Genomic DNA, 25,116 nt, shown 5'->3' with positions numbered 1-25,116 from the left:
TTTCCACCCCTGTGACTATAATCTTTATTTATAGTATAACAATGTTCCTGCTATACGAAACCGTTGTGCCGACATTCTCCTTTTTAGGATTTCTCGATTTTCAAGATGGCTGACAACAGATACCTGTTGATTTTACTACGTAAATGAAAATATCATCATACGACTGGTCATTATGCGTAATCGCTTGCCATCGTTCATCAACTCGCATGACGTCTTGAGAATATTTACTGAGTCCGAGTCGTTTCCTGATAGAGTATTTCGATTCCACTTTTTAGCTCCTCATCAGAACAATAAGCGAATGACAAACGTATATGTTGTGCATCATTTGGCGCATAAATATATCCAGGGTTAATGAGCACCTTTTTCTTTAGTAAATTCATGAATAAATCTGTTGTTATAATCGGCTCTTTAAATTTTAACCAAATATAAAACCCGCCTCTAGGAGATTCCCAAGAAGCGATGTTTCTAAAGTATTGGTTTAATAAGTGATCCATAAGATTCGCACGACGTTTCAATTCTTCTCTTAAATAATTTATATGTCTTTCGTATAATCCTGTACGTAACCAATATTCAACAATTTGTTGGGAAAAGGCACTTGAACCGTAATCCATTTGCATTTTAATATCTGCTAATCGTTTAATAACAGGTGTTGAGGCAATCACCCAACCAATCCGGAGTCCGGGACTCAAGGTTTTTGATACACTTCCAATATAAAGTACTTGCCCTGTTCTATCAAAGGACTTTATGGCTGAGGTCGGTGAGTCAAAAAGTAATTCAAAATATACATCATCTTCAATTATGGGTAATTGTCCCGATTCACATAAATCATATAATCTTTTTTTATCTTCTAAAGTCATACAGATACCTGTTGGATTATGAAGTGTTGGAATTGTATATAAAATAGCCTGTCTTTTTTTACTAATTCGTCTAATCATTTCAACAGTATATTGATTTTCCGAAAGGCTAAATAAATTCATACCAAAAGATTGGAAAGTATGAATAGAATTTAAATAAGAAAATTGGTTTTGAAAAACGAAAGAACCTGTTTCTAGTAAACCAAGAGCAATTAGTTGAAGTGCCTGAAGACCACCGGAGACGATGCAAATATTTTCAGGCGTTGTCATAATTCCTCGTTTTTTTACATATTCGCTAATCGCTTGCCGCAAAGCCAAACTACCTTGAGGAGAAGAATAGCCAATTTCCTTACCATCAAAATTTAGATGACTGAGAGAGGAATGGATATCAGTAGTAGGTAATAATGATGGGCTCAGTTCTCCTGTACCTAATCGAATAAAGGAATCATCCTGCTCAAATTCATTAATCAGTTGAATCGCTTGATAGTTGGATTTATGTATACTAGTTTCAATATATTGCTGCCAATTTGGCTGTTTTTGTTTTACAAGAATATTCCACGAATCATTCGTCACAAACGTAGCAGAGCCAGCTCTAGAAGATAACAATCCATCCGCCTTTAGGTCCTCTATAGCTTCTTGTAGCGTACTGCGATTGACACCAAGTGATAGTGCCAGTTGACGTTGTGGTGGCAATTTTGTTTCGATTGGCCACTCACCACTTTGAATTTGTTTTATCATCCACTCACTTATTTGTTTAGATAAACTGATTGGTAACGATCGATTTGGTTGCCAATGCATTTAAATTCCTCCATAAAATTGGATGGAAATTTAACCATCCAATTGGACCTTTTTCTATATTTATATCATAGGTATGATAGAGAAGAAAGGAGTTGAAAAGATGGAACCTATTGTTCATGGTGTCCTCTTGGCATTTGGGCTCATACTGCCTTTAGGTGTACAAAATGTATTTGTCTTTACGCAAGGTGTAACTCAACCAAGTTTGCTTAGATCACTCCCTGCTGTGGTAACCGCAGCATTTTGTGACACAGTATTAATCGTACTCGCCATTTTAGGATTATCATTAATCGTTTTGCAATTTGAATGGCTAAGGATTATTTTGCTAGTTGCAGGAATTCTATTTCTTTTATATATGGGGAAAGTGATTTGGTCTTCGAAAGCAATGAACATATCAGGAAAAGAAGCGTTACCTTTGAAGAAACAAATTGTTTTTGCACTTTCTGTGTCCTTCCTTAATCCACATGCATTATTAGATACAATCGGTGTAATTGGGACAAGTGCTGTAAAGTATAATGGACAACAACTACTTTTCTTTACCATTGCTTGTATCTTTATATCTTGGATTTGGTTTTTCGGTCTAGCGGTTTTAGGTGCAACATTGAAAAAAATTAACATACGTAGTCAAATATTCATTTTATTTAATAAATGTTCAGCAATCTTTATTTGGGGAACAGCTATTTATTTACTAATAAGCCTATGATCGAAGCGGAATACCACAAATAAAAGGTGTACCACTATGAAAAATATGAAAAGAGCCTTTCTACTTTGAAAATAGTAGGGAGGCTCTTTCTGTGAATTATTATTTAATCTCTTCTTTACTTTTCAAAAAAGCATATCCAATTAAAGAAGTAACGCAGATGATTGCTCCAATGATTAAATATAGGCTTCGTATAGCGAAAAACTGAACACTGATGGTGGCAAATAGAATACCAAGTGGAAGCATAAGTCTCATGATCAATAGACGCACTGAAGTAACTTTTCCCATGAGTTGATTTGGGATTCGCTGTTGAATCAGTGTGATGTTATAAATATTGAAAACAGCAATAACAATTCCTGCGATGGCCTCTGTTACTAGGGCTAAGGAATACCATGGAGTAAACGATAGCGATAAATAAGTACAGCCACCGATAAAGAGGGCACTAAATAATACCCCAACCCCACTCCACCGCTTCAGTTTAGAGCTAAGTAAAGCTCCAATTATATAGCCAACCGGGAAACCAGCCATAAAGAATCCATAAGCAATAGTGGGTTGCTCTAACACCGTTGTAATATAAGGAAGTGTTGTCACGATCGTTACCCCAACTCCGAATTGAACAAAGCCGAAGAAAATACCCAGCCAAACAATTAATGGCTGCTCAAAATAAGAATTCAATCCTTCCTTAAACTCCTGGATCCAAGGCTTTCGTACCTCACGCTTTATATGCCTTTCGTTTATTTGTAACAAATTATATGTACTTAATAAAAATGCTACCGAGATAATAACTAACAGCCAGTTCACTTCTATAAAGTCAACAAAGACTCCTGCGCTGATTGGTCCCATTACTGCCATCACTTGACGAATGCTCTCAAGAGATGCATTTGCTTTTCCAAGTTGTTCTTTCTCGACAATCGTCGGTAAAATGGATTGATTGGCAGGGGTGAATATAGGCATTATCAATCCAACAATAATCTGAACAACATAAATGAGTGAAACTGAGAACCAATCGGAGAACAAGGTAATCGCTAATACCATCGCGAGAATAGCTCGGATTAGTTGGCAGCAAATCATCGTATACTTACGACTCCAGCGATCAATATATGGCCCTATAAATAGCTGCATAAAAAAAGATGGTATGTAATAGATTAACCACACTAAACCAAGTGCAGTTGCAGAACCAGTATATTTATAGATTAGTATAGAGTTGCAGAAGGTAAAAAATGCACCACCAAGTTCAGAGGTGGCACTACTTAACCAGATAGATCGAAAGCTTTTGTTTAACTTCACATCGTCACATCCTTTAACTCCTACTATCTTCTACAGGCTTTATCTATTTTCCTTTTTGTTTATATTTAAAAAGGGAAAATCTCCCTGGTTGTAGTATATATACTAATAACTATAAAGGGGGAGTTACGTATGTATCATTATTTTGAAGGGCTCGTTATTAGAGAGGGGACAAAGGGTATTCCCGCTGAATATGTCGAGGAACTCTTTAAGGATGCGGGTTGGAGTAAGCATACGCCGGATTGGCAGAAAGAAAAGTTTACTCTTATATTCGAAAATTCCACTTGGGCATATACTGTTTGGGATGATGAAAAAATGATTGGAATGGTCAGAGTCATTTCTGATCAAATAATGGCAGCAAATATCATGGATTTAGTAGTGCAATCGGAATATCGAGGGAAAGGTATTGGCCAAAAGCTTGTGGAATTATGTGTTCAAAAGCTTCCTCACGGAGATTGGTTCGCTCATACATCTGCAAATAATTTTAGTTTTTATGAGAAATGTGGTTTTGAAGTAAAGGACTTATTCCAGCATGGAACTTGTACTTATTATGGGTATATACAGGCAAGAAAAGATGGGCATAGATAATGGAAGAAAGAGTTCGTTTTTTATAAAGATTAGGAGTGTTTAGATGAAACATATAAATTCAAGCGTTATAGGATTCAAAGGTAGGGAGATTCCATATACGATATATGGGAAGACAGACAACGCAAAGGATTTAGTAATCTTACTTCCAGGTGCAAATTATACGGTTAATAGCCCTATCTTTCATTTTTTGGGTGAGCTCATATTCAATCAGTCCCTACATATTTTAGAGGTCAATTTTCCATACAAAGATGAATTTTATGATGAATTAAGTCAGGAAGATTTATACAAAGCCGTGGTAACGGATGCAAAATTAGTAATAGATAAGGTTCTTGAATCTCACTCCTATGAAAACTATTTGTTTATTGGTAAATCAATCGGAACAATAGCGATGAGTTCCGAGTTAAATAGAGATATTTTTAAACAGGCAAAGGGAATATGGTTAACTCCGTTAATAAATAGAACCGAAGTATTAAATGCGATAAGTGAAACTCCAAATAAAGGACTATGTATACTTGGAGATAAAGATAAAATTTATTCTGAGGAAGTTTGGCAGATAGTAAAGCAGAATGAGCATATTACAACGAGACTGATACCAAATGCCAATCATAGATTAGAACATCTTGAAGATTTTTATAAATCCTTTGATATATTAAAAAATATTATATCTGATATAGAAGATTTTTTACTGAGGGAAGTGGTAAGTAATGAGTAAGCGTTGGGAAACTAAGAAGGAAATTAGGGATAACCGTAGAAAATATAGTGATCGTTATACTTTTGGTGATTTTGTTTTTGATGTTTTCTTTTGGATACCAGAATTGCTTTTCCTTCCTTTCCGAATGATTTTCTGGTTAATTAGAGGTGTAGGGAGAGTTATCGGTAGTCTGTTTGATGGTATATAATAGGGTTTAATGTAAGGAGTGATATGTATGTGGAATTATATGGCGTTTGAAGAGTTAAGTGTTTTGGAATTACAACGTATATATAAAGAAAGAGTGGCAGTTTTTGTAGTGGAGCAGAATTGCCCATATCCAGAAGTAGACGATGTAGATCTTATTAGCACGCATATTTTTAAAGAAGAAAATAATGAACTATGTGCATATATGCGTGTGATTCCAAAAGAGGATAATATTCATATTGGGAGAGTCTTAGTAGCTCAAAATCATCGTAAATCTGGATTAGGTAGAGAGCTTGTAGCTAGGGGATTGGAGTATATCGAAACTATTTATCCAGGAATGCCTATCTATGCACAGGCTCAAGCTCACTTAGAGGATTTCTATCGGTCTTTTGGTTTTGAAACAGTGTCAGAAGTATATTTGGAGGACAATATTCCTCATATAGATATGGTAGTCCCAGCTGGCGAAGTGGACTAAGTATTGTACATAAACAAAATCGGCTCCTTCTTGTAAGGAGCCGATTTTTTTATGGTATTTAGAGGAATGGCAAGATCATGATGATCAATACAAATTAAAGCGCTAGAAGTTAACTTGTTTGTTGTTGTGCTTTTTTTGTTTTATGAAGCGTGTGTGCAGTTCCCCATTCATGCATAGCTACCAAAATGGGTTCTAAGCTTTTACCATACTCACTAATCGAATATTCCACTTTCGGCGGTACCTGAGGGTAGACATTACGTGTAATAATATCCTCTTCCTCTAACTCCCGAAGCTGTTTTGTTAGCATTTTTTGAGTTATGCCAGGTACACTACGTTTTAAATCACTGAATCTTTTTGTACCTTCTTGCAAAAGGATCAATAAAATAATCGGTTTCCATTTTCCTACTAAGATACCTAAAGCATCATCCACTTTACAAAGCTCTGGTTGCATATCCATAGTGCAGTCTCCTCTAACTAGTATCATTTTGTATACTATACCACTTTTTTGTGCGTACTTACTAAAGCTGAATTTCAATACTATACTACTATATGAGAAGTAATAATTTTAGGAGAATCTTTTTAAGTAGAAGGGTGAGGTAATTGAAAAAATATCGTATTGATCAAAGCAAAGGATTGGAATTTGGGCTATATACTTTAGGCGATCATATGCCGAATCCACACACTGGAGAACGTATTTCTGCCGCTCAGCGCATTCAAGAAATTATTGAATTGGCAAAGCTGGCAGAGCAGGCAGGAATTGATTTTTTCAGCGTTGGGGAAAGTCATCAGGAGTATTTTGCAACACAAGCTCACACAGTAGTTTTAGCAGCAATTGCACAAGCAACAAATACGATAAAGATTGCGAGTTCATCGTCGATTATAAGTACGTCTGATCCAGTTCGCGTCTATGAAGACTTTGCAACAATAGATTTGCTGTCTAAAGGTCGTGCAGAAATTGTAGCCGGGCGTGCTTCTAGAATTGGGCTTTTTGAATTATTAGGATACGATGTTCGATATTACGAGGAGTTATTCGAAGAAAAGTTCGAGTTATTATTGAAGATCAATAAAGAAAATGTCGTCAATTGGAATGGACAATTCCGTGCACCATTGAAAGATGCAAGCGTCATTCCACGTCCTCAGGATGGGGCGTTACCTATATGGCGTGCAGTAGGTGGACATCCTGCAAGTGCGACCAAGGCAGGTCATGCTGGCGTGCCAATGTTTTTGGCTACTTTAGGAGGACCTGCATCCTCTTTCAAACGCTCGATTGATGCATATCGAGATGCTGCTAAAAGCAGTGGCTATAATCCTTCCGAGCTTCCAGTTGCTACTGCGGGGTTCTTCTATGCAGCGGAAACGACGCAACAGGCACAAAACGAATACTATCCTTATATCAATGAAGGAATGAAATTATCGAATGGCAGTGGTTATCCAAAAGATGCATTTGCTCTAGGAGCAGACCCTCATAATGTTATGAATATCGGTAGTCCGCAACAGATTATCGAAAAAATTCTTTATCAGCATGAAGTATTTGGCCATCAACGATATATCGGACAAATGGATTTTGGTGGTGTACCATTTGAAAAACTGATGAAAAATATAGAAATTATTGGCAATGAAATTTTACCTGCTATTAAAAAATACACAGCTAAATAGTATTTATTGAATAGTAAAAAAACCTATGGTAAAATGAAATTCACTTAAAAGAAATGGAGGTTTTCCTTTTGACAGCATCTATGAGACTTAGAATCCAAACTTTGAACCGTTAATTGAATAGGGTCAAGGGCTCTGCTTTAGTGTGGAGTAAATGGGATTAGTCTGTCTTTTAGGAAAACTTTATTATATGTTTATCAAAAAGGGGGGGAATCTACCCCCTTTTTTGTTGTCTAAAAATAGTTATATCCTTAACCTTTTTCGATTAGCAAAAAAGAGCTTACCATTTACTTTTCAAAAGCAAATATAAGAAAAAAGGTCGTGAAGAAGATGAAAATGGAATATGAAAATTGGAAAAGGAATATTATTATCTTTTTAAGCAGCCAAACGATATCGCTTTTTGGTTCCTCGCTGGTACAATATGCGATTATGTGGCATGTAACACTTACAACTAAATCAGGAATGATGATGACACTGTTTATACTATGTGGATTCATCCCTACCTTTATTTTATCGCCTTTTGCAGGAGTATGGGCAGATCGCTACAATCGAAAGATGCTCATTATCTTATCGGATGGTCTAATTGCTACTGCAACTCTTGTAATGGCAATTGTCTTTTTAATGGGATACGATGCTATTTGGCTCCTGTTTGCTATGGCAGCTGTTCGAGCGATAGGAACAGGTATTCAAGGTCCAGCAGTTGGGGCTATTTTGCCACAAATTGTTCCAGAGGATAAACTTACAAAGGTAAGCGGAACTAACGGTAGTATACAAGCGATTATTATGTTTGTGTCTCCTATGGTGAGTGCAGCATTGCTGACAATGACTACATTAGAAATGATTTTCTTTGTAGATGTTGTCACTGCAGCTATAGCAATTGCAACTTTGCTCGTGTTCTTGAAAATTCCAGCACATGCGAAGGCATCAATGCAACAAACGACTAGTTATCTCGCTGATTTTAAAGAAGGGTTAACATATATTAATAACCATGCCTTTCTAAAAAAATTCTTTTTGTTTTTTTCATTATTTTTCATTTTGATGGCACCAGCCGCATTTTTAACTCCACTACAAGTGACACGTAGCTTTGGAGATGATGTATGGCGATTAACTGCCATTGAAATTGCCTTCTCTATTGGAATGATGGCAGGAGGGGCTATTATCGCTTCATGGGGTGGTTTTGCCAACAAGGTGCATACAATGACGCTTGCTAGTATTGTAATGGGTATTTGTACGATCGCACTAGGAATTTTGCCTATCTTTTGGGCTTACTTACTATTCATGGCGATATTCGGAGTATCCATGCCAGTGTTCAATACACCGACGACAGTTTTAATCCAGGAGCGAGTTGAGGGTGATTACCTTGGTAGAATATTTGGTGTGTTTGGAATGATTGCTACTTCCATGATGCCGATAGGAATGCTCATCTTTGGACCTATGGCAGATATCATTAGAGTAGAATGGATTTTACTAGGTACAGGAATACTAATGTTAATATTGGGACTGTTATTAGGAAAAAATAAAGTTCTATTAAAAGCAGGAGAACCTGTTGTTGTTCAAGAGCCAGCCGATTTAAATTTATAAAAAATACAAACACCTTGGGACGGTTAGCAAATCGGTTCAAGGTGTTTTTTTAGGCTGACAAGTTTTAAAAAGATAAATCAGTAGATAAATTTAGTACCCTGGGTAGCTTCTCGTTATATCATGTATTCACGCTTTTGTAGCCTGTGAAGGAACTACTACAAAAGTTCGAACAACCACCACATAAGATATAGCAGCCACCACATAACCCGATCTAACCACCACATTAAATCTAGCTATTCACAACATAAACCCATCGAACTACCACATACCGCAGTTTTTTCTGCCAGAATTCAATTTTCAATCAAATGGGATAAAGAAAATCCATCTAATTGAAGATACAATTTATTTTATTTCGTCCGCTAATGCCTGAAGCTTTTCTCTATTTAATATTTTGTAGCTCATTTTCATTTTTTCTAAAATTCCAGCTTCAGATAATTGAGCAAATGTATGAAGTAAGTGGCGGTATGATACGCCAAAGTATTCACTAATTTCCGTATGTTTTTCCTTGTACACGTTCTGGTGTGAGGACAAAAGTATAAATTCTGCTAGTTTGTTTTCTAATGGATACGCTTGATGCTTTGTATATTTGGCAGAATGGACCGTTGATTTATTGCTTAAAAATACACATAAATACCTTAGAAAGTGAGCATCTGCTAGTAATTTTTCTTTACATTTTTCTATTGCAATCCCTATGCAAATGGATTTTGAGCTAGTTTGAATGCTTTTCGAATATTTTTCTTCATTCAACAACTCAATTTCTCCCATAAATATAGGAGAAGTTAAAAAGTTTATCAACGAAACCTTTCCGTTTTTGTGGGTTACATATAGCTTTGCTTTGCCTTCCACCATATAAAAGAGGTATTCAGGCTCTGCCCCCTCTTGAATGATAAAATCACCTTTCTCAAATTCAAATACCTGTACAAAGGGAGAAATATCAAAAGAAAAAAGGGACTGAATTGCAGAGTTTTCTATGTAATATGCCCGTTCTACACCATCTAGCGTATTCATATTTGGTCTCGCTCCTTTCAAATATATGAGATATCTCCTATTATTATAATTTGACTCATGCTATCATTCAATCTAGCGAATGGAGGTATTTGTAAAATGATTAACAATCAACGCTGGCTTTCCCAAAGCTTTTTTACTTTCTTTTTCACTTGGGGAATCTTTTTACCTTACTGGACTGGCTGGTTAGTTCATGATAAAAATTTAACCGTAGCGGATGCGAGCATGATTATGGCTTTTGGTTTAATCGCCCGTGCAGCCTCCACCATGTTTGTTTTTCCATTTATGTCCAAATATATGAGTAATAAAAAAATAATACTCAGTTTAACTATACTGTCCCTATTTGCAACAATTTTGTATATTCCTGCAAAATCTAGCGTAGCGCTACTTATTATTACTTTATTATTCAGTTTAGTGTATCCGACCTTACTTCCTGCCATTGAAAGTAGTGCCTCTGCACTTGTACAACAGGCAAAGATTCATTATGGGAAAAGTCGTTCCTATGGATCAATCGGATTTGTTATTGCGGTTTTAATTATTAGTATTTTAACTGGATTTTGGGGAGAGCAAGCGATTCTATGGAGTATGCTTGTTGGATTAGTTATTTTATTGACGAAGCTATGTATGCCAACTCCGGCTATTTTGCTTACGAAACCAACTGTAGAAGATAGAAAAGAAAAGCTATCGATGAAGGAACTTTGGAAGGTCAAAACATTTCCGGTTGTATTGGTTATCGTATTTTTACTGCAGGGTGCTCATGCGGCTTATTACAATTATGGATATATCTATTTACAAGAATTGCAAGTGAATTCGTTTTATATTGGAATGATTATTAACATTGCCGTAATTTTTGAGGTTTTGTATTTTTTGAAAGCAGATAGCTTTTTGGCTAATTGGAGACCTTCCTCGTTACTCTTACTAGCTGGGGGTGGGTCTACACTTCGCTGGGTCTTAATCTTTCTGTTCCCAAATGTTGGTGTTTTTATTGTTTCACAGGCATTGCACGCTCTGTCTTTTGGGATGGCGCATATTGCATTCATCCGTTATTTGAACTCATCCTTACCGAAAGAACAAATTGCCAATGCGCAAGGTATTTATTCGGGGTTGGCTTTAAGTTTAAGCACAGCTATTTTAACATTTGCCGGGGGATATCTATATGAAATCCAACCAGGTTTATCTTTCCTAGGAATGGTTTTATGTACTATTCCGGCAATCATTATTATTCTTGCCACACGTAGAAGGTTAAACTACTAAACTAATGAAATTGTGAAAAATGGGTGAACTAATATAATTATTTCATTCGTTTTGAATTCAAAATAATTGAAAGTAGCATAATATATTGATATCATAACCAATGTAATAAAAACATTGGAGGAATTAATAGTGAATATTTTAGTAGTTAAAGCAAACAACCGTCCTTCTGCAGAAGGTATTTCTAGCAGAATGTATGATACATTTATGGAAAATTTAGAAGGTGCAAACGTAACAACTTACGATGTGTTTGCAGAAGACATGCCTTTTATCGGACAAGACCTTTTTAATGCATTCGGTAAATTATCAGATGGAGTAGAGTTAACAGAATTAGAAGCTCGTTTAATCGCTGCTAAACAAAAAGCAATGGACGCTGTAACTGCTGCTGATGTAGTAGTATTTGCATTCCCGTTATGGAACTTAACAATTCCAGCACCATTACAAGTGTTTATCGACTATATTTACCAAGCTGGCTTCTCTTTCAAATATGACGAAAATGGTCAAGCGGTACAATTATTAACTGACAAAAAAGCAGTTATCTTAAATGCTCGTGGTGGTATTTATTCTTCACCAGAAGCAGCACCAATGGAAATGGCAGTTAACTACATGAAAAATGTATTAGGTGGCGTTTTCGGTATGCAAATCGTGGATGAAGTAGTAATTGAAGGACATAATGCGATGCCTGCACAAGCAGATGCAATCGTTGCAGAGGGCCTAGAAAAAGTTAAAGCTGCTGCTACAAAACTTTCAAAACAATTAGTATAAAAATATTATTAATAGGCGTTCATGGAGTCTTTTACGAGACTTTATGAACGCTTTTTCTATTTAGATTTTGGGCGCAGGGCGGCGGCTCCAGTAGGAAAAAAAACAAACTCCACTTCGTGTGGCAATGCCTTCGTGACCAACATCCTGTTTGCCCGAGGAGTTCGAAGCCGTGCCCACGGAAAACGTCCGCCTGTTTCTGCATCGCTACGCTAGCTTCAAAACATGAAGGTACGTTGGAGTGAAACCAACTTTGTTCGGATATTACTGCTAATTATTTCTTTATGAAATTGACTAAGATACCTAAAAAGTCATGTAAAACTATCGTAGGAAACTGAATATCCATACTTACCAATTCCTTATAAAAAAGTTTATTTAATAAGGATTAAGGGCATCTTTTAAATATATGCAAATATAAAGGAGAGGTTAGTATATGAGAAAAACAGTTGCTGAAGTGATATTGGATCAGTTGTCTTACTATGGAGTGAAGCGTATTTATGGTGTTACGGGAGATACAATTATTGGACTATTAGATGCATTAGCAAAGCAGGATGAGATTGAATTCATTGCAGTAAAACATGAATCAGTTGCAGCCTTTATGGCTTCTGCCGAAGCAAAGCTAACTGGAAAACTTGCTGTTTGTACTTCTACAATGGGACCGGGAGCAACCAATCTTCTCAATGGGTTAGGAGATGCCTATGCAGACAGGGCCCCAGTACTAGCGCTCACGGGTCAAGCACCATTAAATAAAATTGGGACCAACTTTCAGCAATATGTAGACCAGCAAGAGTTATTCAAACCATTTGCTACTTACTCAGCAAATTTAGCAAGTGAAGATGCAATTGTAGAGCTACTACAAAAAGCTACTCAAATTTCATTGCAACAACGAGCGGTTACTCATATATCTATTCCAAAAGATTTATTTGAAAAAGAAACCTCAGTTGTAGCACGACCACTTCCTAAAGTAATCGAGGGAGCAGAGACGTTCCAAAGTGATGACTTGACTGAAGTAGCATCTCTGATGAAAACTGCAAAATCTCCAATTATTTTAGCTGGTGCAGGAGCTCAGAAAGCCACTGAGGCAATCGAAAGCTTATCTAAGGTATGGGGAGCTGGAATTATTACGAGCTTCGGTGGGAAAGGACTCTTTGAGGAAGCGACTCCATATCTTCTCCAAGGAATTGGTGAAGGAGGAAACCCTTATGCATCTGAAGTTTTTAAAGAGGCTGATGTTGTACTTCTTGCAGGTGTTTCCTGGTGGCCAGAAGGTTATGTTCCTGAGAAAGCTCGAATCATTCAAATTGATACACATATTGAGAGTGCTACAAGTGGTATTCCTGTAGAACTAGCTATTAAAGGTAAAACAGAGCAAGTTGTCCCACTTCTTCAGGAATCTATCGACGGATATGAGCCGAATAACGAATGGCTTAATCGCATTGAACAAATAAAAACGAAATGGGCCAACGAGAACGAACAGGAAGGAAAAAATAACGATTACCCATTACATCCTTCACGTATTGTTCGGGCGATAGAGAAATCGGTTGCAGAAGACGCCATACTAACAATAGACACTGGAGATGTAACTGTCTGGATGAATCGTAATTTCCGACAAAGTAAGCAGACCATACTTTTTTCAGGATATTGGCGTTCAATGGGCTTTGGGCTACCGGCAGCAATCGCAGCGAAAATGGAGAAACCAGAGAAACAAGTAGTTAGTATTGTAGGAGATGGTGGTCTTGAGATGGTGCTTGCAGACCTTTTGACTGCTACTCGCTACAATTTAGACATTACAGTTATTGTATTCAATAATGGCTCTTTGCAGATGGAAAGCGATAAAATTCAAGCAGCGAATTTAAAGGAAATAGGAACTAAACTAACGAATCCAGACTTTATAAAGTTAGCTGAGGCATGTGGTTGGACAGCCTTTGGAGTACAAGCAGAGGAAGAGTTAGAATCTACTATCCAAAACGCAGTTGGAACAGTGGGACCAAGTTTAGTGAATGTATTAACTGCTCAGGCGTTCTTTCCGGAAACGGAATAAAAGCAATAGGTTAGGAATAACTATTCCATATACAAAAGCGATATCTCCATTGAAATTTGAATGGGGATATCGCTTTTCTTATTAAAACATTGGGAATACATATGAGATTAAGAACCAAAGGACACCAAAGAATATGATTAGATATGCAGCGTATTTGATGAAAGTAGCGCCAACCATTCCGGAATCGGTTCTTTCCTCGCGATGTACTTCTACACGTTTTTCTTCCTCCATTTTAGTTCACTCCTACCGTTATTGTCTTATAGATTAGTTACCCATCGGAAGAATGTGGTAAACATCTAGACACAAATGGAGCAAGTAAGTGGTTGAATGGAGAATAGCAATACATTAGAATGGAGAATAATAGTGAATGGAGGAATAATATATGGAGGCTTTACCAAATTGTCCAAAATGTAATTCAGAATATACATATGAAGATGGAAATAACCTTGTCTGCCCAGAATGTGCACACGAATGGTCACAGCAGGCAGCAAGTGAAAGCAATGAAGAACAACAAATCATTAAAGATTCAAATGGAAATGTCTTAAAAGACGGAGATGCAGTAACGGTCATTAAAGACTTGAAGGTAAAAGGAAGTTCTTCTACGTTAAAACAAGGTACAAAAGTTAAAAGTATCCGTTTGGTAGATGGAGATCACAATATCGACTGCAAAATTGATGGATTCGGTGCGATGAAACTAAAATCGGAATTCGTGAAAAAGATATAGATTAAGAATTGTGGGTGTAATATTATATGATTAAAACGACACTTGGACAATTAAGAATTGCTGGCATTTTAGATGGAATATCCTTAGTGATCCTCTTATGTATTGCAATGCCCCTAAAGTATTGGATGGATATACCAATGGCAGTTACGATAGCTGGCTTTGTGCATGGTTTTATCTTTGTGGCGTATGTGCTTGTTATTTTAAATGCTCAAATTCGATTAAGGTGGAATATTATTTGGTCTATGTTAGCTTTGGCAGTAGCATTTATTCCTTTCGGTAATTTTGTCTATGACTGGAAATTAAAAAAGATGGAACCACGTTTCCAAAACTAAAATACCTCCTTCACAATAGTGAAGGAGGTATTTTTAAAAAAGTTAAAACGATGGTTAGTAATTTTCGTTTTATATTGTCTTATCCCCCTTTAGATACATAAACACTTGGTTTCACAAATGTATAGTTCTATTTGTTTAACTAAAGCCCCCGTTAACTTAAGTAGATTTATTCACAAATAGGGAATGCTGTCCGATTGTTGCATAAAAAAAACCGGGCAAAAAAAGATGCCCAGTCCTTAAAGTTCAAATCCTGTTTCTACCGTTTTCAGTAGGTTTTGAACAGAACTTGTTGCTATATTATTATCGATTTATTTTAGTGAAGCTAAATTATTTTTTATAATTCTTTCTTACATTTTACAACTATAAAATTTATTGAAGGTTTGTTTTTCATATCTTTACTCGGCTCATCAATTTCTGTAAAATCTACCAGTCCATGTTTTCCAAATTCTTGTTTTATGGAGTCAGAATCATAAAAAAACATTTTTACGCCTTCCATAATCTCGAAATAGTCTTCATCCAATTGTTTTCCCTTACCGAACATTGGGGCTTTTTGAGAAACAGTTGTAAAAATCATATAACCATTTGGCTTTAACTGATTATAGCAACCATTAATAAATTTTTCTCTTTCATTCTTATTCAATAAGTGAAGAAGCGCATGACAAAATATACCGTCATAGAGTTTATTATCAAATGGCATATCAGATACTGAACCATGAAAAATGCTTATATCAAGCCCATTTTGCCTTGCCAAATCAATCGCTGTTTTTGAAATCTCAATACCTGTAACATTGATTCCATTGTCAATAAAAACCTTTGCATTTCTACCGTATCCAATACCTGGTACCAGTATATCCTTAATATTTTTTTCGAGGAAAAAATCCTTTGTTAAGATTGCGGAGTCTGTAGGTTCAAATCCCCACATAGTTTGTTTTTCTATAAAACTGGATTCCCAAAATTCCAATGTCTCTATCTCCTTTATGCTTTATTTTAATTTGGTTCAGTTCAAAGCACTCCAGAAACAGTAAAAACAGGTTTTACTTTTAAGGAGTGCGTGCCCTTTTCTAAATAAAAGTATCTACATGTTATTCACTAATTTAGTTAAATACTCTCCAGCTACTAGCATTCTGGAGCCATACCAAAACATTTCGCCATCAACTAATATTATTTCAGTATTTGGGAGAAATAATTGGAACTCAGCTAGATGCTTTTCTTGAAATGGAAATGGTTCAGATGCAAGAAAAAGTTTATTCAGTCTCGCATTTGCAAGCTGTTCTCTTGTTACAACAGGATATCTAGATTCTTCATTAGTAAAAGGATTTTGAAAGCCCATAACATGTAACACATCATTTATATAAGTTGTACCACCGACAACCATATAAGGTTTTCGCCAAATAACATATGCAGCTTTTCCATTCTCTTTACTTTCTATGGATTGAAAAGATTTTTGACAGGAAGCTAACAGAGGACGAGCATTCTCTGTTGTTTCTGTAACCTCTCCTAGTGTAGTGATAAACCTAAATGCATCCTGGATTGTTTTTACCTCCAACACAAAAACGGGTGCTATTTTTTCGAGTTCCAGCACCATTTCTTCTGTATTTTCCTCTTTCTCTGCGAATATAAGATCTGGTTGAAGCTCTCTTACTTTAGATAGATTTACTTCTTTTGTGCCTCCAACAATTGGTACAGTTTCTATAATATCTTGTGGAAATATACAATATTTTGTTCGGCCAACTACTTCCTTTTCTAACCCTAGAGAGAAAAGTGTTTCTGTAATGGCAGGGCATACGGAAATAATACGCTTAGGTGATTTAGGGAGAACTACTTTTCTCCCAAGATGATCTATTACTTCGTGCGTCATCATGTTCCTCCTTTAATTATTCCTCTATGGAATTAGTTAGTTAAATATCTAAAAAGCAAAAAAACGAGGAGTTCCATTGAACATCCTCACTTTTTTAAGCTCAAATAATTATTTTTTCTTTTTATAATCATTCAGTTTCTTTTGTCCCACTGTTTTTCTTTCTTCTAAAGCATTAGTACTGATCATAGTTTTCCCTAAGGTAAGTAGTGTAATAAACATGACTCCTGTACCTACAACCAGGTAAAACATTGTGAAAATTTTACCTAGATTTGTAACAGGTGATAAGTTTGTATTAACCCCAGTTGGGATTAGACTTACAACACAGAAGTATATGGCATCTAGGACACCCCATCCTTCTTTTTTCGTGTAGAAGAGGGTACCAGAAAGAATTATAAGAAATAACGTAGTAAAGAGGGATAAGAACATAGGATTCTTAAAAGCCTTAACTAAAGCTTCTAGAAACCTTTTTACGGTTAACACAAAGGACAACATACTGATTTCACCTACATATTAGATTGTTATTTAAGTAGTATATCAATAAATGTCCCACTCTACTTAGAATAAGTATGAAGATCCCGTATTATATTGTACTATACGACACAATTTGGATTAACTGTTGTGTGTAATACTTTCCCATTCTTCTCGTAATATCCCCATCCGAATCGAATCATAGTAATGCCCATTATAATAACGTACTTTTCGAATACGAGCTTCCATTGTCATTCCTAGTTTTTCGCCGACCCGAATCATACGGTGGTTACCTGACCAAGTTGTATAGCCAACTCGAACAAGAGGTAAAGTAGTAAATAAGTGATTCATCCAAAGGCTTAGTGCGCGGGTACCTAATCCTTTTCCCCAGCTACCAGCTTCATGAAATCCAATGCCCATTTCCAACCATCTGGAAGGTTCATGCTCCCAATAATAAGAAACAATTCCTCTTAGCACACCATCTACTTCAATTCCCCAGAAATCTTCACGATCAATATATGAATCGGCTTTCTCCATAAACGTGTCATATGGTACTGATTTGTATTCATAGTAGGGAGCATCCCATTTTTTCCACTCTGGCTTTTCATCCTTGCACATTAATTCCCATAGTCTAGTTAAATCCTTACTCTTAATAGGTCTGATAACTAATTCATAGTCTTGATACAAAATTATTCCTCTTTTCATTCCGTAGTATTGTTTAGTTTTATTGGATTGAAAAGAGAGGGAGAATTCCCTTTTACTTCTCAATCACCTGTAGAACGTTTTTCATATTAATCACTCCTCTTTAATTACTTAAAACTAAGTATATACAATGGTTCCGAAAATTCATATATTTAACAGGAATAAAAGTAGAAATGGCGAATTTAAAGTAGAGAGGTGAGAGGATGACTGGAAAGAAAATCTATTTAATCAGACATTGTAAGGCAACAGGACAAGAACCTTTGGCAGAGTTAACTAACGAAGGAAAAGAAAAAGCTTTAGAGCTGGTTCCCATTTTAGAGAAATTCCACATCGATCATATTATTTCGAGTCCATATAAAAGAACAATACAAACTATTAAACCGTTTTCGGAAAGTATAGGAATTCCAATTATCATAGAAGACAAATTACAAGAACGAGTGCTTAGTGCTGATCCTATGGAGGATTGGTTAGAAAAACTGGAAAGAACATTTATAGAGAGAGATTTAATATTTTCGGGTGGAGAGTCTAGTAATTACGCATTAACACGTATAAGAAAAGTATTAGATGAGGTTTTAGAAAGTAAGCAAATGCATCATGTAGCGATCGCTTCTCATGGAAACATTTTGTCTCTGCTCATTAATCACTATGATTCGACATTTGGATATGCCCAATGGCAAGAGATGAAAAACCCAGATATTTTTGTACTAGAGCAAGTTAATGGCATTATAACCATCAACAGAATTGAACAATAAAAATCCTGTGTATATAACGACAGGATTTAAGATTTTTTTATCATTCTTTTGTGCTAGGTGAAATTCGGTTACTGCTCATTTGTCGCTCTTGTTCTTGCTCGGCAATAATGTCGTTATCTTCTGCATTGTCTCGTGTAACTTTTTGGGTAAGGATCGCCCCAACTGCTACTAGAATCATGACTGCAATATAATATCCCTTTTCATTAAGCTGCAAGTTGTCTGCATTATAAAGACCAATGCTGAACATGAACACACCGGCAAATAACGTAAAGTAAGCGAGTACCGTAAATGCCATCGTATTTCTTCTGCGGTACCTTTTTTGATTCATGTCATACTCCCCTTTGGATTGGTTGTCACTACTATTGTATGTATATTATTTCAATAGAAATGAATGAAAATATGAAATATTTTAAAATATAATAGTGGGGGCATCAAAGTGTCTTTATCCAAAAAGATGTTTTATTTTTTTGCTTACTGATTTTACTTGTGCTCGTTTCATGTAGTAATTGCAATCCACTAATTACAGAAGAGTTGGAAAGTGCGACAATCCAATGTAAGGATTCAGAAGAATTACTTGAAGTAACTGATGAGAAAACGCTTAAGTAAATTTTAAAGGAAATAAATAATAGTAGAAGAGAAGGTACAGAAGAAGTGGAATTTCCGGAAGGTCACTATGTCACATTGGAAACGGTATTAGGAGAAACGTGTGATATGTCCTTGTTTGATGATGGACAATCGTTAATGAAGGGTTTTTATATCCATTCCCATATTCCAAATTTTTGTGGCAAATAAAGGTGGAGTAATATGATTCAAACAAATGAGTTGAACATTAGAGCTATGAGCGAAAGTGACTATCCGTACATGGTAAAATGGCTGAATGATGATTTAGTCATAGAAAATTACGGTCCAAGGCTAACATTAGAAGAGGTCATTTCTAAATATGGTCCGAGAATCAACAACGATCATTATGTGGTGCCTTGTATCGTGGAATATAAAGATGAACTGGTAGGATATATACAATATTATAAAACCCCAAAAGAGCAGCTAAAGATATACGGCTATCCTTTGGAAGAGTCTATCTACGGGATTGACCAATTTATCGGAGAGCCCGAATTATGGGGTAAAGGTATAGGGACTCAGATGATTAATACTTTGCTAGAGTGCTTAAGCTCAAATCTTGGTGTTTCTAAGGTGGTTCTGGATGTCAAAAGCACTAATTTACAGGCTATAAAATGCTATGAAAAATGCGGGTTTCTAATTGTAAAAGGTTTAGAAGATAATCACCTATTAATGGAATGGGTGAAGTCTTGAAAATAGAAGATTTAAAGAAAAAACTAGGGACGCTACAGTCATTCATTTATTTTGACGAAAACAATTTTCTTCGAGAGAAATGTTCAGATGAAGATGTTATACAAAATGTAATTAGCGAATTTGAAAGTGCAATTTTAAAGTGGAGTAATCCGTTTCCATTAGAGGATTTGTTGTTTTTTTATGGAACGATAGGAAACCTGTATCGTATAAAAGGAGAAGTGAAACCTGCGATTGAAGCTCTTTCTAAAGCAGTAGAATTAAGTGAAGGAAATAACCAGATAAGTAATCTTATTCGCCTAGGGGAAGCTTTGAAATATGCTGGTAAACACCAACAGGCTCTGAGTAAATTTAATGCCGCGATAGATCAATGTGCTAAGCAGGAGAATTCACAGCTTTTAGATTTTGCTTATCAGCATAAAGGGAAATGCCTTTTAGAGATAGAAGAAATAGGTGAGGCAGATGAATGTTTCCGAAAAGCAATGGATTTAAGGGTGCAAAAAGGAGATGAATCACTTATCGATTCGACACAAAGGGCTTTAAATTTTATTAAACGTTATGGGGGATTAGAATGAACTTAAACACACTAGAGCAGGCAGAAATACAAACATTAGCCTCTAGGTTAAATGCAATTCAATCCATCCGGGGCAATCCAATGGGGGTCCACCAATTAGTAAAGGGCACAACACGTGCTTTTGCTGTTAAACATATTCCGGGTCCAGCCTTTAATACGGTTCGGGGATTGAATGAACAGGATATCTCACATATAGAAGAAATCTTTCGTTTCTACGAGAATCTTTCGATTAATTTTCGAGTCGAGATTGCTCCTCAGAACAGTTCAGAAATGTTATTTAGAAAACTAGCTGAAATGGGGTTGTATCAATCTGGCTTTCATGCATCTTTTATAGGAGAAGTAAAAGGCTTAAGGAGCCAGAGTGTAATACCTGCTCTAGAAATTCGTTCACTAAAGAAAGATGAATTTGATTTATTTGCTTCGATTTACGTGGCTGCATTCCGGCTTCCGCCCTTTATTCAAGATGGGATTAAGCAAAACAATGAAGTTCTATTTGAAGTTCCGGGTTGGGAATTTTACGTTGCATACAAGCAGGAGGTTCCAGTAGGAATTGCGGTTCTAAATGTGCAAGGGGAGCTCGCAACTTTAGCAGCAGCTGCTACTTTACCTGAATATCGGAATATGGGAGTACAGTCTGAATTGCTGCAAAAGCGGATTGAAATCGCAATAGAAAAAGGAGCTAGGTACATAACTAGCGAGGCTACATATGGAAGTGGGAGTCATCGAAATATGGAACGTGCAGGACTTAAACTGGCCTATACAAAAGCGATATGGAGTAAATTTTAAGAGGTGAAGATAGTAACATGAAGAGTATTTTAGCATTTGAGACACCCAAAGAAGCGGTAGAATATGAAATTATTACAAAAGAATTGATGGCAAAACTAAAGGATTATCAGCAAGTATTGGAGCAACATTATCAATTGACGACTATTCCTAAAGGAGTACTTTGGACAACAGCAGAGCTTGTGACTACTACCTTCTCGTCTATACCAATACCAGCATTCACAAGAGAAGATATTATTTATATATCTCCGATTTTAAAAGAATGGCAAAACTTGTTGGTCTCTCAATTGGATGGTAAGGCCATACCCCATATTAAAAGTTTTTATGAAAACTTCAGTACTGACCAATTATTTGTCATTCTGGCACATGAACTGACGCATCATATTGATTTGTTCGTAGATGAATTTGAGGATGAACGACATGATAGTATTTGGTTTGAAGAAGGAATGTGCTTTTATTTGCCGAGAAAGTATTGTTTAACTGAAGAACAATTTAAAGAAATAACGGCTATTGAACAGGAGCTAGTGAACACTTTTACAGAAGATTATGGTCAGAATGATTTGAATGATTTTGGTTCTATGTCTTACCAGGGCTCTCTTTCTAGCATTATGTTTGATTATTGGAGAAGTTATTTAAAAGTTAAATCCTTGCTAGAAAAGTTGGATGGGGATATCCACGGGGTTTTTATATTATATAAAAAGTGGCATGAGCAAGGAAGGGAAACTTCATTAGTCCAGTACTTTGAAGATATTATAAAATAAATAAAAAGAGGTGTTGTTGTTATGAAACAAGCATTATTAGTCATTGATGCGCAGCAGGAGTTAATAGAAGGAAATAACCAAGAGGGTAGTGTTTTTCAAAAAGAACAGCTAATTGAAAATATCAATGTAGTAATTAAAAAAGCCGCAGAGTCAGATGCTTTAATCGTTTTTGTAAGAGATACAGATGTGGCAGAAGGAAAAGGTGAAGGTTTCCAGGTCCATAAGGATATTGCTATACCAACACACTCAAAGACATTCGATAAAGCTGCAACAAACTCATTTTATGGAACGGGGTTAAAAGAATTTTTAGAGGAGCAGGAGGTTAAACATGTTGTGATTATGGGCTGCCAAACGGAGCATTGCATAGATACAGCAGTACGAACTGCAACCGTATCACAATTGGATGTAACGTTAGTTGGTGATGGACATTCAACAAAAGGTTCCTCAGTTCTTACCGCAGAGCAAATCATAAATCATCACAATAAAATACTACATGGACATTATAATGTAGATAATTTTTCAATGGTAAGAAACGCTGCAGAAGATCTATTTGAACCATTACATGATACACATCGATAAGTGGTAAGTTTAAAATATTTTTTTTGACCGTACCTTTTCAGTCTATTTTTCCGTTTATATAAGTGAAAGACAAATTTAAAGGAGGGGTAAACATGCGGCCGCTTGTTGAAAAAACTCCGTTTGAATTGAAAGAGGAATTTGAGCTGGCTATTAAGCCTTTTATGCACAGTTTAAGGAAGTATTGTTTATCCCTAACACGCACAAAATGGGATGGCGAAGATTTGATGCAGGAGACATTAGAAAAAGCATATATAAGTTGGATGAAAATGCCTAAGCAAATGACAAAGTCCTATTTGTTTCGGATTGCCTCTAATGCCTGGATCGACAAACATCGTAAAGGAAAAATAGAAGAAAATTTGCATCAAGATATGTCCAATTATAACTATCAAGAGGGACCTTCGGAAGAGCTATTTCCAAAAATCTTTGCATTACTATATGAACTGTCTGCAAAGCAAAGGGTAGTGGTTTTACTTGTCATGGGTTTTGGCTACTCATCGAAAGAGACCGCAAGCTTACTTTCGGTTAGTGAAGGTTCTATCAAAGCGGCTCTAAACAGGGCTAGGAAAAATGCAAGGCATAGATGCAATGAATCCTATCAATATGACGTTGAAGACGAAACAACCATGTCTTATTTACAGGCATGGGGGAGTGGCAATCCGTATGAGGTTATTCGCGTTTACCAGAATGATCAACAACAACCGTGTATGCGAAGCGGAAAAAGAGGTCCTGTTTCCCAAAGTCACTCTATCGTCCATTCCTACGTGCAGGGCAACTCTTCTTACGTGCTAATTTCGTTCCTCAAGAAAAATGGCGAAGTGCTAATTGTTCCGTTCTATCAAACAGAAGTAGCCAGAGTACTATCTCTGATTACTTTTTGGAAAGAAGAGGAGCTTTTAGCTATAGCATAGAAAGGGGAAAGAAAATGTCTAACCTAATTCCATATGTTGTAGAGCAAACGGGACATGGCGAGCGTTCATATGATATTTACTCAAGATTGTTGAAGGATCGTATTATTTTCCTTGGGTCAGAAATCAATGACGTCGTTGCTAATAATATCGTGGCGCAGCTATTATTTTTAGAAGCAGATGATCCCGAAAAGGATATTTCTTTATATATCAATAGTCCAGGAGGCTCAGTAAGCTCTGGGTTTGCGATTTATGATACGATGCAAATTATTAAACCAGATGTCCGTACGATTTGTACGGGAATGGCTGCTTCATTTGGTGCAACCATATTAGTTGCAGGTGCAAAAGGAAAACGTTTTGCCTTACCGAATAGTGAAATTATGATTCACCAACCACTTGGAGGAGCACAAGGTCAGGCGAGTGACATTGAAATCAGTGCCAGACGTATTCTTCTGATGAAAGAAAGGATTAATCGTATTTTTTCAGAACGAACAGGTCAAACCATTGAAAAAATAGCCAAAGACTCCGACCGTGATTATTTCATGACAGCAGAAGAAGCAAAAAGTTATGGTATTATCGATCAAATTGTATAACGAAAAACTCCTCACTCTACTTAGTGAGGAGTTTTTAAAAAATAGAAAGTATATGCTTTTACTCATTATCTGTTCAGTCACAGACTTCAGCAGCTCGATTGTTACATGGCGTCGTCTGCTGCTTTTCTTAGCCTAGGGCAGTTAAGGCTACAGCAATGCCATTAAAAACACCATGTATTATTATGCCTGGATATATGGATCCAGTTTTTTCATAAGTCCAAGAAAATACAACACCCGTAAGGAAATTGATAGGCAAGGTATTATAGGTAGGAATGTGTACAAGCATGAATATGATGGAACTAAGTAATATCCCAGCTGACACTCCCCACTTCACTCTAAACCATCTATAAAGAAAGCCCCGATAGAAAATCTCCTCATAAATAGGAGAAATGATAGCAGCTGATGCGAAAGCGATCAGAATTGACCAGATTCCCATATTATTTTGTAGGCTTTCTGTCTTTGTATTTTCTGTAGTCCCACCGAGGAGCTCCATTAATATAACGATTACGACACTAATTACTATTAAAAAACCCGTCCAAAATATAATAGTCTTCCAATATGTACTTTGGAAAGTGTTGAAGCCGACAGCTCGCCAGGCGAGGTTATGTGGTTTCAATGCGATGAAATAAACTCCTGCAGTAAAAATAATAGCCATCAAGAGTCCTGTTAATGTGCCTGAATAGAGACTGTCTTCAAAAAATACATACAAAGCCTTCTGTAACAGGTTTTCAATAGCAATAGGAACAAATAAAAAGGTCATAAATAACAGCAGTATTAGTTCCTTCCAAGACCAATACATAAATTTAAATGAAAATTCTTTCATTTTATAATTCCTCCAATAACTAATTATGTTATTTTTAGAATAAGTGGTGACGCAACGTTACCTGCAAGAC

General features: G+C 36.3%; 32 protein-coding genes. 20 read left to right on the top strand and 12 right to left on the bottom strand.

Going from position 1 to position 25,116, the window contains the following annotated elements; all coding sequences use genetic code 11:
• Positions 1-100 precede the first annotated feature (100 nt).
• Positions 101-208, bottom strand: coding sequence for an Ada metal-binding domain-containing protein (locus KD050_RS09420; RefSeq protein ID WP_211895910.1), 108 nt, complete (start codon positions 206-208; stop codon positions 101-103).
• A gap of 16 nt (positions 209-224) precedes the next feature.
• Positions 225-1,652, bottom strand: coding sequence for an aminotransferase-like domain-containing protein (locus KD050_RS09415; RefSeq protein ID WP_211895909.1), 1,428 nt, complete (start codon positions 1,650-1,652; stop codon positions 225-227).
• Positions 1,653-1,752: 100 nt separating this feature from the next.
• On the opposite strand from KD050_RS09415, the gene KD050_RS09410 reads away from it, so the two are divergent.
• On the top strand, positions 1,753-2,352 hold the full coding sequence (locus KD050_RS09410; protein WP_211895908.1) for a LysE/ArgO family amino acid transporter: 600 nt from the start codon (positions 1,753-1,755) through the stop codon (positions 2,350-2,352).
• A 99-nt stretch (positions 2,353-2,451) separates the two neighbouring features.
• On the opposite strand, the gene KD050_RS09405 is transcribed toward KD050_RS09410, so the two are convergent.
• Positions 2,452-3,636, bottom strand: coding sequence for an MFS transporter (locus KD050_RS09405; protein WP_211895907.1), 1,185 nt, complete (start codon positions 3,634-3,636; stop codon positions 2,452-2,454).
• A gap of 129 nt (positions 3,637-3,765) precedes the next feature.
• On the opposite strand from KD050_RS09405, the gene KD050_RS09400 reads away from it, so the two are divergent.
• Genes KD050_RS09400 through KD050_RS09385 form a run of 4 tightly spaced genes read left to right on the top strand, consistent with a single transcriptional unit; the run spans position 3,766 to position 5,591 of the window.
• On the top strand, positions 3,766-4,221 hold the full coding sequence (locus tag KD050_RS09400) for a GNAT family N-acetyltransferase (RefSeq protein ID WP_211895906.1): 456 nt from the start codon (positions 3,766-3,768) through the stop codon (positions 4,219-4,221).
• Positions 4,222-4,264: 43 nt separating this feature from the next.
• On the top strand, positions 4,265-4,933 hold the full coding sequence (locus KD050_RS09395) for an alpha/beta hydrolase (RefSeq protein WP_211895905.1): 669 nt from the start codon (positions 4,265-4,267) through the stop codon (positions 4,931-4,933).
• Positions 4,926-5,120: a hypothetical protein gene (locus tag KD050_RS09390; RefSeq protein ID WP_211895904.1), complete on the top strand. Its 195-nt coding sequence runs from the start codon at positions 4,926-4,928 to the stop codon at positions 5,118-5,120. Before KD050_RS09395 ends, KD050_RS09390 begins: the two co-directional genes overlap by 8 nt.
• 27 nt (positions 5,121-5,147) lie before the next feature.
• Positions 5,148-5,591, top strand: a complete 444-nt coding sequence (locus KD050_RS09385; RefSeq protein WP_211895903.1) for a GNAT family N-acetyltransferase — start codon at positions 5,148-5,150, stop codon at positions 5,589-5,591.
• 109 nt (positions 5,592-5,700) lie between these two features.
• Here the strand turns inward: KD050_RS09385 and KD050_RS09380 are convergent, their stop codons facing one another.
• Positions 5,701-6,048, bottom strand: a complete 348-nt coding sequence (locus tag KD050_RS09380) for a winged helix-turn-helix transcriptional regulator (RefSeq protein ID WP_211895902.1) — start codon at positions 6,046-6,048, stop codon at positions 5,701-5,703.
• A 143-nt stretch (positions 6,049-6,191) separates the two neighbouring features.
• On the opposite strand from KD050_RS09380, the gene KD050_RS09375 reads away from it, so the two are divergent.
• Both KD050_RS09375 and KD050_RS09370 read left to right on the top strand, forming a co-directional pair.
• Positions 6,192-7,247 carry an LLM class flavin-dependent oxidoreductase gene (locus tag KD050_RS09375; protein ID WP_211895901.1) on the top strand — a complete coding sequence of 352 codons (1,056 nt, stop codon included), beginning with the start codon at positions 6,192-6,194 and terminating at the stop codon, positions 7,245-7,247.
• Between the two features lie 327 nt (positions 7,248-7,574).
• Entirely contained in the window at positions 7,575-8,825 is a 1,251-nt protein-coding gene (locus tag KD050_RS09370; RefSeq protein WP_211895900.1) for an MFS transporter, read from the top strand.
• 342 nt (positions 8,826-9,167) lie between these two features.
• Here KD050_RS09370 and yeiL read toward each other — a convergent pair whose 3' ends face one another.
• Positions 9,168-9,833: a transcriptional regulator YeiL gene (yeiL, locus tag KD050_RS09365; RefSeq protein WP_211895899.1), complete on the bottom strand. Its 666-nt coding sequence runs from the start codon at positions 9,831-9,833 to the stop codon at positions 9,168-9,170.
• A gap of 99 nt (positions 9,834-9,932) precedes the next feature.
• On the opposite strand from yeiL, the gene KD050_RS09360 reads away from it, so the two are divergent.
• The 3 genes from KD050_RS09360 to KD050_RS09350 all read left to right on the top strand — a co-directional run bounded on the left by KD050_RS09360 (position 9,933) and on the right by KD050_RS09350 (position 13,884).
• Positions 9,933-11,084 (top strand): MFS transporter, encoded by a 1,152-nt coding sequence (locus KD050_RS09360; protein ID WP_211896256.1) that lies wholly within the window; start codon positions 9,933-9,935, stop codon positions 11,082-11,084.
• Positions 11,085-11,213: 129 nt separating this feature from the next.
• The gene (locus KD050_RS09355) at positions 11,214-11,846 is read left to right on the top strand and encodes an FMN-dependent NADH-azoreductase (RefSeq protein ID WP_211895898.1); all 633 of its coding nucleotides are present in this window, start codon (positions 11,214-11,216) and stop codon (positions 11,844-11,846) included.
• Positions 11,847-12,276: 430 nt separating this feature from the next.
• Positions 12,277-13,884 carry a thiamine pyrophosphate-binding protein gene (locus KD050_RS09350; RefSeq protein WP_211895897.1) on the top strand — a complete coding sequence of 536 codons (1,608 nt, stop codon included), beginning with the start codon at positions 12,277-12,279 and terminating at the stop codon, positions 13,882-13,884.
• Between the two features lie 81 nt (positions 13,885-13,965).
• Here the strand turns inward: KD050_RS09350 and KD050_RS09345 are convergent, their stop codons facing one another.
• Positions 13,966-14,115: a hypothetical protein gene (locus KD050_RS09345; RefSeq protein WP_175454042.1), complete on the bottom strand. Its 150-nt coding sequence runs from the start codon at positions 14,113-14,115 to the stop codon at positions 13,966-13,968.
• 151 nt (positions 14,116-14,266) lie between these two features.
• On the opposite strand from KD050_RS09345, the gene KD050_RS09340 reads away from it, so the two are divergent.
• Complete coding sequence (locus tag KD050_RS09340) at positions 14,267-14,608, top strand: zinc ribbon domain-containing protein YjdM (RefSeq protein WP_211895896.1); 342 nt, start codon at positions 14,267-14,269, stop codon at positions 14,606-14,608.
• Between the two features lie 26 nt (positions 14,609-14,634).
• Entirely contained in the window at positions 14,635-14,940 is a 306-nt protein-coding gene (locus tag KD050_RS09335) for a DUF3817 domain-containing protein (protein ID WP_211895895.1), read from the top strand.
• Positions 14,941-15,274: 334 nt separating this feature from the next.
• Here the strand turns inward: KD050_RS09335 and KD050_RS09330 are convergent, their stop codons facing one another.
• The 4 genes from KD050_RS09330 to KD050_RS09315 all read right to left on the bottom strand — a co-directional run bounded on the left by KD050_RS09330 (position 15,275) and on the right by KD050_RS09315 (position 17,953).
• Entirely contained in the window at positions 15,275-15,901 is a 627-nt protein-coding gene (locus KD050_RS09330) for a class I SAM-dependent methyltransferase (protein WP_211895894.1), read from the bottom strand.
• Positions 15,902-16,015: 114 nt separating this feature from the next.
• On the bottom strand, positions 16,016-16,798 hold the full coding sequence (locus tag KD050_RS09325; protein WP_211895893.1) for an ABC transporter substrate-binding protein: 783 nt from the start codon (positions 16,796-16,798) through the stop codon (positions 16,016-16,018).
• A 108-nt stretch (positions 16,799-16,906) separates the two neighbouring features.
• A complete protein-coding gene (locus tag KD050_RS09320; RefSeq protein ID WP_211895892.1) occupies positions 16,907-17,290 on the bottom strand; it encodes a potassium channel family protein in 384 nt (127 codons plus the stop codon).
• A gap of 117 nt (positions 17,291-17,407) precedes the next feature.
• Positions 17,408-17,953: a GNAT family N-acetyltransferase gene (locus tag KD050_RS09315; RefSeq protein ID WP_211895891.1), complete on the bottom strand. Its 546-nt coding sequence runs from the start codon at positions 17,951-17,953 to the stop codon at positions 17,408-17,410.
• A 218-nt stretch (positions 17,954-18,171) separates the two neighbouring features.
• Here KD050_RS09315 and KD050_RS09310 point away from each other — a divergent pair, with 218 nt between their 5' ends.
• Positions 18,172-18,720, top strand: coding sequence for a histidine phosphatase family protein (locus tag KD050_RS09310; protein ID WP_211895890.1), 549 nt, complete (start codon positions 18,172-18,174; stop codon positions 18,718-18,720).
• A 40-nt stretch (positions 18,721-18,760) separates the two neighbouring features.
• Here KD050_RS09310 and KD050_RS09305 read toward each other — a convergent pair whose 3' ends face one another.
• Positions 18,761-19,048, bottom strand: coding sequence for a YiaA/YiaB family inner membrane protein (locus tag KD050_RS09305; RefSeq protein WP_211895889.1), 288 nt, complete (start codon positions 19,046-19,048; stop codon positions 18,761-18,763).
• Positions 19,049-19,524: 476 nt separating this feature from the next.
• Here KD050_RS09305 and KD050_RS09300 point away from each other — a divergent pair, with 476 nt between their 5' ends.
• The 7 genes from KD050_RS09300 to clpP all read left to right on the top strand — a co-directional run bounded on the left by KD050_RS09300 (position 19,525) and on the right by clpP (position 24,223).
• On the top strand, positions 19,525-20,031 hold the full coding sequence (locus KD050_RS09300) for a GNAT family N-acetyltransferase (protein WP_211895888.1): 507 nt from the start codon (positions 19,525-19,527) through the stop codon (positions 20,029-20,031).
• Positions 20,028-20,603 carry a tetratricopeptide repeat protein gene (locus tag KD050_RS09295; protein WP_211895887.1) on the top strand — a complete coding sequence of 192 codons (576 nt, stop codon included), beginning with the start codon at positions 20,028-20,030 and terminating at the stop codon, positions 20,601-20,603. The genes KD050_RS09300 and KD050_RS09295 overlap by 4 nt, the downstream gene beginning before the upstream one ends.
• Positions 20,600-21,388, top strand: a complete 789-nt coding sequence (locus KD050_RS09290) for a GNAT family N-acetyltransferase (RefSeq protein WP_211895886.1) — start codon at positions 20,600-20,602, stop codon at positions 21,386-21,388. The genes KD050_RS09295 and KD050_RS09290 overlap by 4 nt, the downstream gene beginning before the upstream one ends.
• 17 nt (positions 21,389-21,405) lie before the next feature.
• Positions 21,406-22,146 (top strand): hypothetical protein, encoded by a 741-nt coding sequence (locus KD050_RS09285; protein ID WP_211895885.1) that lies wholly within the window; start codon positions 21,406-21,408, stop codon positions 22,144-22,146.
• 21 nt (positions 22,147-22,167) lie between these two features.
• The gene (locus tag KD050_RS09280; protein WP_211895884.1) at positions 22,168-22,725 is read left to right on the top strand and encodes an isochorismatase family protein; all 558 of its coding nucleotides are present in this window, start codon (positions 22,168-22,170) and stop codon (positions 22,723-22,725) included.
• Between the two features lie 92 nt (positions 22,726-22,817).
• Positions 22,818-23,633: an RNA polymerase sigma factor gene (locus KD050_RS09275; RefSeq protein ID WP_211895883.1), complete on the top strand. Its 816-nt coding sequence runs from the start codon at positions 22,818-22,820 to the stop codon at positions 23,631-23,633.
• Between the two features lie 14 nt (positions 23,634-23,647).
• Positions 23,648-24,223 (top strand): ATP-dependent Clp endopeptidase proteolytic subunit ClpP, encoded by a 576-nt coding sequence (gene clpP / locus KD050_RS09270; RefSeq protein WP_211895882.1) that lies wholly within the window; start codon positions 23,648-23,650, stop codon positions 24,221-24,223.
• 127 nt (positions 24,224-24,350) lie between these two features.
• Here clpP and KD050_RS09265 read toward each other — a convergent pair whose 3' ends face one another.
• The gene (locus KD050_RS09265) at positions 24,351-25,046 is read right to left on the bottom strand and encodes a CPBP family intramembrane glutamic endopeptidase (protein ID WP_211895881.1); all 696 of its coding nucleotides are present in this window, start codon (positions 25,044-25,046) and stop codon (positions 24,351-24,353) included.
• Positions 25,047-25,116 lie beyond the last annotated feature (70 nt).

Source organism: Psychrobacillus sp. INOP01, assembly GCF_018140925.1.
Lineage (GTDB): Bacteria > Bacillota > Bacilli > Bacillales_A > Planococcaceae > Psychrobacillus.
This window is presented reverse-complemented; position numbering and strand designations above follow the sequence as displayed.